The organism is Actinomadura sp. SCN-SB, from assembly GCF_043906805.1.
Taxonomy (GTDB): Bacteria; Actinomycetota; Actinomycetes; order Streptosporangiales; family Streptosporangiaceae; genus Spirillospora.
Window position 1 is genome coordinate 44,846 of the sequence record NZ_JBIMPP010000054.1, and the last position, 10,500, is coordinate 55,345.

11 protein-coding genes are annotated in these 10,500 nt (G+C 71.7%); 3 read left to right on the top strand and 8 right to left on the bottom strand.

What is annotated here, in order from left to right; all coding sequences use genetic code 11:
• Window position 1: 1 nt before the first annotated feature.
• The 4 genes from ACGWYJ_RS28435 to ACGWYJ_RS28450 are packed head-to-tail and all read right to left on the bottom strand — an operon-like array spanning window position 2 to window position 3,801.
• The gene (locus ACGWYJ_RS28435; protein ID WP_395109472.1) at window positions 2–967 is read right to left on the bottom strand and encodes an ABC transporter ATP-binding protein; all 966 of its coding nucleotides are present in this window, start codon (window positions 965–967) and stop codon (window positions 2–4) included.
• Window positions 964–1,842 carry an ABC transporter permease gene (locus ACGWYJ_RS28440; RefSeq protein ID WP_395109473.1) on the bottom strand — a complete coding sequence of 293 codons (879 nt, stop codon included), beginning with the start codon at window positions 1,840–1,842 and terminating at the stop codon, window positions 964–966. The genes ACGWYJ_RS28435 and ACGWYJ_RS28440 overlap by 4 nt, the downstream gene beginning before the upstream one ends.
• Entirely contained in the window at window positions 1,839–2,804 is a 966-nt protein-coding gene (locus ACGWYJ_RS28445; protein WP_395109474.1) for an ABC transporter ATP-binding protein, read from the bottom strand. The genes ACGWYJ_RS28440 and ACGWYJ_RS28445 overlap by 4 nt, the downstream gene beginning before the upstream one ends.
• 1 nt (window position 2,805) lies before the next feature.
• Entirely contained in the window at window positions 2,806–3,801 is a 996-nt protein-coding gene (locus ACGWYJ_RS28450) for a DUF389 domain-containing protein (RefSeq protein WP_395109475.1), read from the bottom strand.
• Between the two features lie 76 nt (window positions 3,802–3,877).
• Between ACGWYJ_RS28450 and ACGWYJ_RS28455 the strand changes: the two genes are divergently transcribed.
• Window positions 3,878–4,558 carry an HNH endonuclease family protein gene (locus ACGWYJ_RS28455; RefSeq protein WP_395109476.1) on the top strand — a complete coding sequence of 227 codons (681 nt, stop codon included), beginning with the start codon at window positions 3,878–3,880 and terminating at the stop codon, window positions 4,556–4,558.
• Window positions 4,559–4,578: 20 nt separating this feature from the next.
• Here the strand turns inward: ACGWYJ_RS28455 and ACGWYJ_RS28460 are convergent, their stop codons facing one another.
• The 4 genes from ACGWYJ_RS28460 to rplM form a co-directional block, all read right to left on the bottom strand.
• A complete protein-coding gene (locus tag ACGWYJ_RS28460; RefSeq protein WP_395109477.1) occupies window positions 4,579–4,920 on the bottom strand; it encodes a hypothetical protein in 342 nt (113 codons plus the stop codon).
• A gap of 30 nt (window positions 4,921–4,950) precedes the next feature.
• Window positions 4,951–6,294, bottom strand: a complete 1,344-nt coding sequence (glmM, locus tag ACGWYJ_RS28465; protein ID WP_395109478.1) for a phosphoglucosamine mutase — start codon at window positions 6,292–6,294, stop codon at window positions 4,951–4,953.
• A 449-nt stretch (window positions 6,295–6,743) separates the two neighbouring features.
• Window positions 6,744–7,259 (bottom strand): 30S ribosomal protein S9, encoded by a 516-nt coding sequence (gene rpsI / locus ACGWYJ_RS28470; protein WP_395109479.1) that lies wholly within the window; start codon window positions 7,257–7,259, stop codon window positions 6,744–6,746.
• Window positions 7,260–7,398: 139 nt separating this feature from the next.
• Window positions 7,399–7,842 (bottom strand): 50S ribosomal protein L13, encoded by a 444-nt coding sequence (gene rplM / locus ACGWYJ_RS28475; RefSeq protein WP_395109480.1) that lies wholly within the window; start codon window positions 7,840–7,842, stop codon window positions 7,399–7,401.
• A 415-nt stretch (window positions 7,843–8,257) separates the two neighbouring features.
• Between rplM and ACGWYJ_RS28480 the strand changes: the two genes are divergently transcribed.
• Together ACGWYJ_RS28480 and ACGWYJ_RS28485 are read left to right on the top strand one after the other, a co-directional pair.
• A complete protein-coding gene (locus ACGWYJ_RS28480; RefSeq protein WP_395109481.1) occupies window positions 8,258–9,103 on the top strand; it encodes a CAP domain-containing protein in 846 nt (281 codons plus the stop codon).
• 117 nt (window positions 9,104–9,220) lie between these two features.
• On the top strand, window positions 9,221–10,333 hold the full coding sequence (locus tag ACGWYJ_RS28485; RefSeq protein ID WP_395109482.1) for a hypothetical protein: 1,113 nt from the start codon (window positions 9,221–9,223) through the stop codon (window positions 10,331–10,333).
• Window positions 10,334–10,500: the final 167 nt, after the last annotated feature.

Consider the following 10,500-nt stretch of genomic DNA (forward strand, 5'->3'; position numbering starts at 1 on the left):
TTCATCGGGCCACCAGGTAGGAGAAGACGCTTTCGAGGGACTCGTCGGAGGGCGAGACCTCCCACAGGCGGACACCGGCGTCGCGGGCCAACCGCGGCAGGAGCCAGGTGAAGCGCTGGAAGTCGACCGCTTCCACGCGCAGGCCCTTCTCGGTGAGCTGGACGCTGCGCGCCGAGCCGTCCGCGATGACGGCGGCGGCCAGCCGGCGGTCGTCGGCGGAGCGCACCATGAAGATGTGCGGGCGGTCCGTCATCAGCCGGCGGATCTTGCGGAAGTCGCCGGAGGCGGCGTGCCGGCCCGCCACGACCACCTCGATGTGCTGGGCCAGCCGCTCCACCTCCTCCAGGATGTGCGAGCTGAACAGGATGGTGCGGCCCTCGGCGGCCATCCCGCGGATCAGGTCCATGAGCTGGAGGCGCTGCCGCGGGTCCATCCCGTTGAACGGCTCGTCCAGCAGCAGCACCGGCGGATCGTGGACGAGGGCGGACGCCATCTTGATCCGCTGCTTCATGCCCTTGGAGTAGCCGCCGATCGCGCGGCCGGCCGCGTCGTCCATCTCCACCAGCGCGATCGCCCGCCGCGCCGCCTCGGCCGGGTCGGGCAGCTTGTGCAGCTTGGCCATCGCCAGGATGAACTGCCACCCGGTGAGGAAGTCGTAGGCGGTCTCGCGCTCGGGCACCAGGCCGAGCCGCCGGTAGACGTCCGGGTTCTTCCAGACCGGCGCGCCGTCCAGCGTGACCGTCCCGGACGAGGGCGGCAGGAAGCCGCCCATCATGTGGATCAGCGTCGACTTGCCCGCGCCGTTCGGCCCCAGCAGGCCCGTCACGCCCGGCCCGATCGTCATCGAGATCCCGTTGACCGCGACCACGTTGCCGTACCAGCGGGACACGCCCTCCAGCCGGAGTTCGACCGTGCCGCCCCCAGGGGAGGGCTTCCGGACGTCCTGAACGGCCTCGCCGCTGCTCATGAAAGCCCCGCCTTCCGGAACCGCGCGTACAGGACGGCGACCGAGCCGGCCGCCAGGCCCAGGCACGTCGCCAGCGCCACCAGCCCGCCGGGCAGTCCGGGCGCGATGGCGATCGAGGAGCTCTCCGCGCCCAGCAGCCGCACCTGGACGATGTCGACCAGGTTGAACGGCGCGAACAGCCCGACCCAGCCCGCCAGGGACCAGTTGGACTCCATCTCCGCCAGCCCCTGGATGATCGCGACGAAGGCCGCGGTGACCAGGTACACGGCGATGACGGCCGCGACGCCGAACCCGCGGCGTGGCGTGAACGCCGCGATCACCAGCCCGATCGCCCCCAGCACCAGCGCGTACAGGACGCAGCCCACCAGCGCGGTGAGGAAGCGCACGAGATGCTCTCCCGGGTCGGGCGCCCTGGTCACCAAGGCGCCCGCGTACAGGACGGTGATCGGCACCGCCATCAGCGCGAACAGCGCCGTCACCATGGCGCCCAGCTTGGCCAGCACGAAGTCCAGATGGCCCACCGGGCGGGAGAAGTACAGCGGGATCACGTGGAAGCGCAGCTCCCGCGAGGCCAGCACCGGCGCCTGGGTGGCCATGAAGATCGCGATGATCGCCTGCATGGTCGGCGCGTACGCGGCGTAGGGGATCAGCGCCTCCGCCTCCTTGGTGATCGCGAACGCCGCCACCGAGCCCGTGGCGGGCAGCAGCATGATCGCGGCCAGGAGGAACGGCATCACCTTCGCCCGCGCCGGGCGGCCGAGACCGTAGGCGGCCCGCAGGTTGTGCAGGTACAGCGACCGCGTCACGTACGCGCGGCCCAGCCTGCGGCCCTCGTAGTGCCGGTAGCCGATGTCGTGGATCGTGCTGACGCTCATCGCGGGGCCCCCTGAGGTGCGTGGTCCACGGGAGGCGGCGGCGCGCCCCCGCCCTGCGGGCCTGGCGGCCCGGTGGCGAAGACCTCCTCGATGCGGTGCCTGCGCTGCTCCATGCGGACCAGCCGCAGCTCCAGCTCGGCCACGGTGTCGCGGATGACGTCGTAGGTGGACTCCCCGGCGATGTCGACGAGCAGGAACCGTCCCTCGGGGCGCACCGAGAGTCCCGCGTCGTACAGGCGCCGCCCGAGCTCGTCGCGCCCCTCGTCGACCTCGACGGTCAGGACGCCGCTCTCCGTGGTGTACGCCTCGACCGCCTGGGAACGCAGCAGCCGGCCGCCATCGATGATCACCACATGGTCGCAGACGCGTTCGAGCTCGCCCAGCAGGTGGGAGGTGACCAGCACGCTGATGCCGAACTCGGTGCCGATCCTGCGGATCAGGTCGAGCATCTCGTCGCGGCCGGCCGGGTCGAGCCCGTTGGTGGGCTCGTCCAGGAAGATCAGCTGCGGGTCGTGGACGAGGGCCTGCGCCAGCTTGACCCGCTGCCGCATGCCGGTGGAGTAGCCGCCGATGGGACGGTAGCGCTCCTCGTACAGGCCCACGTGCCGCAGCGTGTCGGCGGCGCGCTCACGGGCGGCGGTCGGCGGCAGCCCGCACATCCGCGCCATGTGGACGACGAACTCGGTGGCCGAGACGTCGGGCGGCAGGCACTCGTACTCGGGCATGAACCCGACCCGCTCCCGGATCGCCTCGCCCTCGCGGGCGATGTCCAGGCCCAGGACGGACGCGCGGCCCGAGGTGGGCGGCAGCAGCCCGAGCAGGATCTTGATGAGCGTGGACTTGCCCGCCCCGTTGGCCCCGACCAGGCCGACGACGCCGGGCTCCACGGCCACGGAGAGGGCGTCCAGCGCGGTCACCCGGGGGAACCGCATCGTCAGCGCGTCGGTCGCGATGATCGGCATGTTATGAACCTAGTCCCCTGCCGGCACCCGGACGTCCCTCTGGAGGGCCATGGCGCCTTGGGAACATCCCCTTCTTCCGGAGGAACAGCGACCATATCCATCGTTGCAGGAGGAGCGTGAGCGTGCCCGCGATGATCATGCCCGCCACGTTGACGCCTAATTGTCGTAGCGACCCGGTGACCTCGGTGCCGTGCTCCAGCGCCAGCGCCACCCCCAGGTTCCCCGCGGCGGGGACGGTGGTCACCGAGATGAACACGCCCACGAGCGCCGACGACTTGCCCGAGGTCAGCGACAGCACGCCGCCCACGCCCGCCAGCAGCGCCACGATGAACGACCACCGGTCGGGGCTGTAGATGAACGCGGTCATGGGACGCGACTCCGGCAGCCGGTCGAACTCGATCACCCCGATCAGGCGGGAGACCAGCGCGCAGACGTAGGTGACCAGGACGGCCAGCGCGAACCCGACGACCAGCGTGCGCAGAGCGACCAGGATCCGGCGGCCGTGGCCGTGCAGCAGGCCGAAGCAGATCGCGGCGATCGCGCCGAACTCCGGGCCGAGCACCATCGCGCCGACCACCAGCACCGGCGAGTCGATCAGCGCGGCGATCCCGGCCAGTTGCGTGGCCAGCACCAGGAACACCAGGAACGACCAGGTCATCCTGCTGTCGTCCTCGGTGCGCCGCTCCAGTTCCTCCCAGACCACCGCGTCGTCGCCGTGGCCGGGCGCGCGGAGCTCGGCCGCCTCGGCGCCGCTGGACAGCGACAGGTCGATGTGCTCGAACGAGATCGACCCGTCCCGTTCGATGCCCAGGCCCTGCAACTCCTCGATGACCTCGTTCGCCGACTCGCGCGCGATGTCGGCGGTGACCAGGTCGCCGCGGGGGGACCGGGCCGCGCCCGGCAGGACGACCACGTTGGTGGCGCCCGTGCAGCCCGCGAGAACGGCGCAGACCGCGTCGGTACGGTCCTCGGGCACGATCGCTCTCAAGTGCAGCACCCCCCACATGGTGCCGTATCGCGTGCCGCGCCCCATCGGTAAAGTCCGGCAAAGCGGGGACAATGCGACGGTACAGATGAAGGCGGGTGAGGGGATGCCGTGGCCCAAGGCGACGACGGCCGTCCTGCTGGCCCTTGCCACGGGCGTGGCGGGGTGCAGCGTGGAGGTGGGCCTGTCGGACGATCCCTCAGCGGAAGCCGCGTCCCCGCGGGTGTCGTCCACCGCGCGCCTGGTCCGCGATCTGGAGGGCTTGCGGGTCGCGGCGGAACGGCCCGGCGGCGGCTACGACCGCGACCGCTTCGGCACCCGCTGGAAGGACATCGACCGCAACGGCTGCGACCAGCGCAACGACGTCCTCGCCCGTGACCTGCGGGACGTGCGCAAACGCGGAGACTGCGTCGTCGTCGCCGGGACGCTGCACGACCCCTACACCGGCAGGACGATCGCGTTCGTCAAGTCCGACGCCGACGAGGTGCAGATCGACCACGTCTACCCGCTCGCGCTGGCGTGGCGGATGGGCGCCTCGGAGTGGGACGAGGACCGCCGCGAACGCTTCGCCAACGACCACGACAACCTGCTCGCCGTCTGGGGCGTCCCCAACCGCCAGAAGAGCGACTCCGGCCCCGGCGAGTGGAAGCCGCGCAAGGCGTTCCAGTGCGACTACGCCGCCCGGTACGTCGCGGTCGCCAAGAAGTACGGGCTTCCCGTCACCCGCGCCGACCGCGACGCCCTGCGGACCTTCACCGCGAGCTGCTGATCACCCGGCGGGGGCGCCGATCACTCGGTGATGTCGAGGCGGCCGACCTTCAGGTGCTTGATCTCGACCGTCCCCGCCTGGAGATGGTGGACGACCGCGCGCTTGACCACCAGCTTGCCGATGGCGACCGCGCCGACGGCCAGCGCTCCCAGCGCCATCGAGCCCAGCGCCAGCGACCCGAAGGCGTTGCCCGCCCGCAGCGTGAACCCGGTGGCCGACGCCCCGGTGACCGTCGCCCCGGTCGCCCGCGCCCCCACGCCGCGTTCGGTACGGACCCGCGGCAGCGCCTTGCGCTTACCCCCCTGCCCGGCTTGCTCGGCCTGCTCGGCCGTCTCGTTCGGCTCGTTCGACTCGCTGCTCATCTGATCACCTTATTCCCGGGTCGTTCCCCGTCAGGCGAGGACGGTGCGGACGACCTCGGCCAGGCGGTCGGCGGTCGCGCTCGCCTGCTCCTCCGAGGCGGCCTCCACCATCACGCGGACCATGGGCTCGGTGCCGCTGGGACGGATCAGCACCCGCCCGTTGCCGCCCAGCTCCGCCTCCGCCTCGGCGACGGCCTTGGCCAGCTCCGGCGAGCTGCCCGCACGGGACTTGTCGACGCCCTTGACGTTCACCAGCACCTGCGGCAGCCGGGTCATCACCTTGGCCAGCTCGTCCAGCGGGCGCCCGCTGCGCGCCATCGCCGCGATCAGGTGCAGGCCGGTCAGGACGCCGTCGCCCGTCGTGGCATGGTCCAGCATGATCACGTGGCCGGACTGCTCGCCGCCGAAGACGAACCCGCCCTCCTTCATGGCCTCCAGCACGTACCGGTCGCCCACCGCCGTCTCCACGACCTCGATCCCCGCGCCGCGCATCGCGATCTTGAAGCCGAGGTTGGACATCACGGTGGCCACGACGGTCTCACCGGTCAGCCGTCCCGACTCCAGCAGGTCCATCGCCAGGATCGCCATGATCTGGTCGCCGTCCACCGGCTCGCCGTCGGCGGTCACGGCCAGGCAGCGGTCGGCGTCGCCGTCGTTGGCGATCCCCACGTCCGCGCCGTGCTCGCGCACGGCCTTCTGCAGCGCCTCCAGGTGGGTGGAGCCACAGCCCGAGTTGATGTTGAGCCCGTCCGGGGCCGCGCCGATCGCGATCACGTCGGCGCCGGCCCGGCGCAGCGCCTCGGGCGCCACGTCGGAGGACGCGCCGTTGGCACAGTCGACCACCACGCGCAGCCCGTGCAGCGACACCGGCACCGTGCTCAGCAGGTGCGCCACGTACTGCTCGACGGCGCCGTGCGCGTCCCGGACACGGCCCACCAGGGACCCGGTGGGCGCCTCCCAGTCCTGGCCGAGCGCCCCCTCGATCCGGTCCTCGATCTCGTCCGGCAGCTTGAAGCCGCTGCGGTCGAAGAACTTGATGCCGTTGTCGGGAGCGGGATTGTGCGAGGCCGACAGCATCACGCCGAGGTCGGCGTCCAGCGCGTGGGTGAGGTACGCGACCGCCGGGGTCGGCAGCACCCCCAGCCGCAGCACCTCCACGCCCGCGCTGGCCAGCCCGGCCACCACCGCGGCCTCCAGGAACTCTCCCGAGGCGCGCGGGTCGCGCCCGACCACCGCCACGGGACGATGCCCCTCGAACGCGCCCGCCTCGCCCAGGACCCGTGCCGCCGCGACGGACAGGTCCATGGCCAGCGGCGCGGTCAGATCGCGGTTGGCGAGCCCGCGCACCCCATCGGTCCCGAAGAGACGACCCACTGTTCAACTCCCGATACGAACAAGAGACCGCGGGACACCCCCGGAACGCCGGTTCGCCGGATCCGCGCGGTCGAGCCCAGAGCGCGCCCCGTCCGGCGCGCGGTCGATCTTGTGCCCGTATCCGCGGCAAGCATGCCCGGTCGTCCCGGACGTCCTGGACGGACGGCGCGCGCGTCCACGGGTGGTGACCCGACCGCACGCGCGCGGGCGCGTCGTTTCGCGGTCGTCTGTCATGAAGGCCATGAAAGCAGCCGGACCCGGCCCGCATGGCGCTCTTCGAGTGGCCGGATGCCGCCGTACCGCGTGCAGAGGGCGCACGGGGCGTACAGGGCGCACGGGCCATGCGGGAGCGGAGAGGGGGCCGGAAAGCGGACGAGCCGCCGCACCCTGCCGCCGGCCATGGGGACCGGCCGCGAGAACGCCATGGGGTGCGGCGGCTCGTACTGCGATCAACGCTTGCTGTACTGCGGAGCCTTACGGGCCTTCTTGAGACCGGCCTTCTTCCGCTCGGGCACCCGCGCGTCGCGGGTGAGGAAGCCGGCCTTCTTCAGCGCCGGGCGGTGCTCGATGTTGGCGAACTGCAGCGCCCGCGCGATGCCCAGCCGCAGCGCGCCGGCCTGACCGGTGGTGCCACCGCCGTTCACCCGCGCCAGCACGTCGAACTGCCCCTCCAGGCCCAGCAGCACGAACGGCTCGTTCACGATCTGCTGGTGCACCTTGTTGGGGAAGTACTGGTCGAGGGTGCGGCCGTTGATGGTCCACTTGCCCTCGCCGGGGACGATCCGCACCCGGGCGATGGCCTGCTTGCGGCGGCCGGTGCCGGCGGCGGGACCGGTCGCGACCGGCTGGCCCAGGTAGCCGGTGTCCGCGGCCTCCGGGGTCTCGGTGGTGTACTCCGACGGCGCGTCTTCGTACGAGTCGTACTCGACGCCCTCGGCGGACGTCTCGGCGGCGGACTCGGTCACGGTTCTCCTTGGGGTCTTCTAGCCAGGGCGGCGGGCCCGGTGTCGTTCGTCGGGTGCCCCGGCGGCCACTGTTTCGGGTCCCGGCCGCGCGCTCGCCGGCGCGGGCCGGTGCCACCGCGCGAGCGGCGGCGGGATGTCGTTACTGCTTGATCTGGGTGATCTCGAACGGCACGGGCTTCTGCGCCTGGTGCGGGTGGTCCGGACCGGCGTAGACCTTGACCTTGCCGAACATCTTCCGGCCGAGGGAGTTCTTGGGCAGCATGCCCTTGATCGCCTTCTCGACGGCCCGCTCGGGGTGCTTGCGGATCAGGTCGGCGTAGGTCATCGAGCGGAGGCCGCCCGGGTAGCCCGAGTGCCGGTAAGCACGCTTCTGGTCGAGCTTGTTGCCGGACAGCGCCACCTTCTCGGCGTTGACGACGATGACGAAGTCACCGGTGTCGAGATGGGGCGCGTAGATCGGCTTGTGCTTACCCCGAAGCAGCTGCGCGACCTGACTGGCGAGCCGACCCAGCACGACATCGGTCGCGTCGATGACGTACCACTGACGCTGCACGTCAGTGGGCTTTGGGGTGTACGTGCGCACGGTCGTAGCCTTCGTTTCTCGTCGACTTTCTCAGCGGATTCCTGCTCGCGCCGATCAGAGGCTGATCCGACCAGGCGCTCCCGGGAGACCGGTGATCCGGATCCGCGCGAACTGACGAACAACCGAGGACAGCTGACGACAGCGAACGACGCGGAGGACACCGGCGATTCGCGGCCCGCCCGAGGACAGGCGTCACCGCATACAGCAGTAGGTCAGCATACCCGGCCGCAGGGGCGCTGGGCAAAGTGAGCCGGACCGCGCCAGGTGATCGTTTCTTTGAGGGATTGCCGGGACGTATGTGGCTTATCGGGATAAGGTTCGCGCGACCGGTCCATCACGGCGACGTCGGCCAGGCCCTGCCGGCACGGCAGGTGCCAACGACGCTGTGCCGACGAGAACCCGGGAGCCCCCGCCGATGCCGACCTACCCCGCGGCAACCACCAATCCGCACCGTCCCGGCCGCGACCGGGACGAGGACCGCCGCCCGTCAGGACATCGCGCCGGCGGCCGCTCCAGAAGGCGGCCGGACCGGCGCTCCGGCCCCAAGCGCGCCCTGACCGTCACGGCAGTGGCCGCCGCCTCGGCCCTCGCCGTCGGCACCGGCGTGGCCCTGGACCGGCTCGTCCTTCCCGAGCTGCGGTCCGAGCCCGTCTCCGCGGGACGGGCGGCGCCCGAGAACGCCCCTCCCCCGCCCGGCACCGACCTCGGCGCGCGCCCGGACGCGGTCGACGCGGCCCCCGTCCCGTCGCCCAGCGAGAGCGCCCCGCCCCTCAAACCTCTCCCGGGCGGTACGAAAGGCGCGACACCGCGTCCGGAGGCGTCGAAGTCCGCGAGTCCGGGCGGCGCATCGTCCGGCGGCGGCACCCCCCGCGTCGGCGGAGCGACCGTGGCCGAGACCACCGTGGTGACCCTCACCAACAAGGAGCGGGCCAAGGAGGGCTGCTCTCCGCTGCGGATCGACGAGAAGCTCATGCTCGCGGCCCAGCGGCACTCGGCGGACATGGCGGCGCACAACTACTTCGACCACACGTCCCGCAACGGCGACAGCCCGTGGGACCGCATGGAGGCGGCCGGGTACTCCCAGCCCGGGGCCGAGAACATCGCCAAGGGCTATGCAACCCCGGCGGCCGTGGTGCAGGGGTGGATGAACAGCCCCGGGCACCGCGCGAACATCCTCAACTGCAAGCTCCGGGCGATCGGCGTCGGGATGGCCCAAGGCCCCGGCGGCCCCTACTGGACGCAGAATTTCGGCTGGGTCTAGACCCCTGACCGGCGGCATGTGACCTTTCCCAAACCAGCCGCGCTGCGTTCTTCCCCATGTCATGGTGTTGTTCCGTTAGGTCAGCTACCAGACGAAGGGAACGGTAAGGTCCGACCCATGGGTTATCCGGGCGATCAAGGCAAACCGGGCGGCTGGCCGGCCGAGGGAGGCCAGGCGTCCCCCTACGACGCGCCCTGGAAGCAAGACCGGGCCGACCTCACCCAGCCCGCCTCTACTGGCGCGCCCTACCGGACGCGGCAGGGCAACGGCTTCCCCGGCCCGCCCCGAGACGATGACCCGTACGCGCCTCCGCCGAACGTGCCGTACTCGCCCGGCGGAAGCTTCAGGTCACCCGGCGGCTTCGGCGACGACACCTACGGCGGCGCGTACGAAGAAGGCCCCGGGATGCCGGGCCCGAACCGCCCCGACCAGGGCATGCATGGCCCTGGGATGCCGGAGCCGGGGATGCCGGGTCCGGGCGGTGGCATGCCGAGGGAGAGGCGGCGCCTGCCGCTGATCGTCGGAGGTGCGGCGGCGGCCGGACTGCTGCTCGTCGGGGGCGGCGTGGTGCTCTCCTCGATGCTTCGGGACGACTCGTCGGCCAAAGCGGGGAACGCCTCGGCCAACCCTGCGCAGTCACCGGCCGTCAAGGCGTCCCCCACCCAGCCCACCCTGGAGCCGGTCAAGCTCAAGAGCCGCGCGACCGACCCGAGCGCCCTGTCGCTGAAGGAGGCGTTCGGCAAGGCCGCGTTCACCGGCTCGGGCAAGAAGTACGTGCGCACCGCCTGGCACATCCACCGCTCCTGCACGGGTGCGGTCGAGGGGGCCAAGCTGTCGGTGGCGATGAAGAGGGGCCGCTGCACGCAGGTGCTCCGCGCCACCTACGCCCGCCGCGACGGGCTGCTGGTCGGAACGGTCGGGGTGTTCAACCTGGAGACCGAGGGCGCCGCCAAGCTCGCGCAGAGGGCCGCCACCGCCAAGGACGCCTTCCTGAAGCCGCTGCGCGGCGCCGGATACAGCAAGACGATCGGCAGGGGCGAGGCCCTCGGCACCGCCGAGGCGCGCGGGCACTACCTGGTGATGACCTGGGTGCAGCGCCCGGATGGTAAGAGGGTCGCCACCAAGTACCATTCGGTGGTCTCGACCTTCGGGCAGCACCTCATCCGGGGAAGCGGTCTCAGCTTCGCGCTGCACTACCGCGAGACCGAGGGCAAGCCCTTCCAAAACTGACCTGGACGAATACTTCGTGGCTATGTCTGGATCTCATGAGGCCGGTGACCGGCCCCAGGACGCGGGGACGCCCCCCGTTCCGGCGCCGGTCGCGCCGCCCAGCTTCGGCAAAGCCGAGCCGCCCGCCTCTGAGGCCGCCACTGAGGCCGCCACTGAGGCCGCCACTG

Excerpts from the sequence above, each read along its gene's own strand:
- ACGWYJ_RS28460 (WP_395109477.1), bottom strand. The coding sequence starts at position 4,920 with ATGAGCAGCGAGTCGAACGAGCCGAACGAGACGGCCGAGCAGGCCGAG.
- ACGWYJ_RS28480 (WP_395109481.1), top strand. The coding sequence starts at position 8,258 with ATGCCGACCTACCCCGCGGCAACCACCAATCCGCACCGTCCCGGCCGC.
- ACGWYJ_RS28440 (WP_395109473.1), bottom strand. The coding sequence starts at position 1,842 with ATGAGCGTCAGCACGATCCACGACATCGGCTACCGGCACTACGAGGGC.
- ACGWYJ_RS28435 (WP_395109472.1), bottom strand. The coding sequence starts at position 967 with ATGAGCAGCGGCGAGGCCGTTCAGGACGTCCGGAAGCCCTCCCCTGGG.
- ACGWYJ_RS28445 (WP_395109474.1), bottom strand. The coding sequence starts at position 2,804 with ATGCCGATCATCGCGACCGACGCGCTGACGATGCGGTTCCCCCGGGTG.
- ACGWYJ_RS28485 (WP_395109482.1), top strand. The coding sequence starts at position 9,221 with ATGGGTTATCCGGGCGATCAAGGCAAACCGGGCGGCTGGCCGGCCGAG.
- ACGWYJ_RS28455 (WP_395109476.1), top strand. The coding sequence starts at position 3,878 with ATGAAGGCGGGTGAGGGGATGCCGTGGCCCAAGGCGACGACGGCCGTC.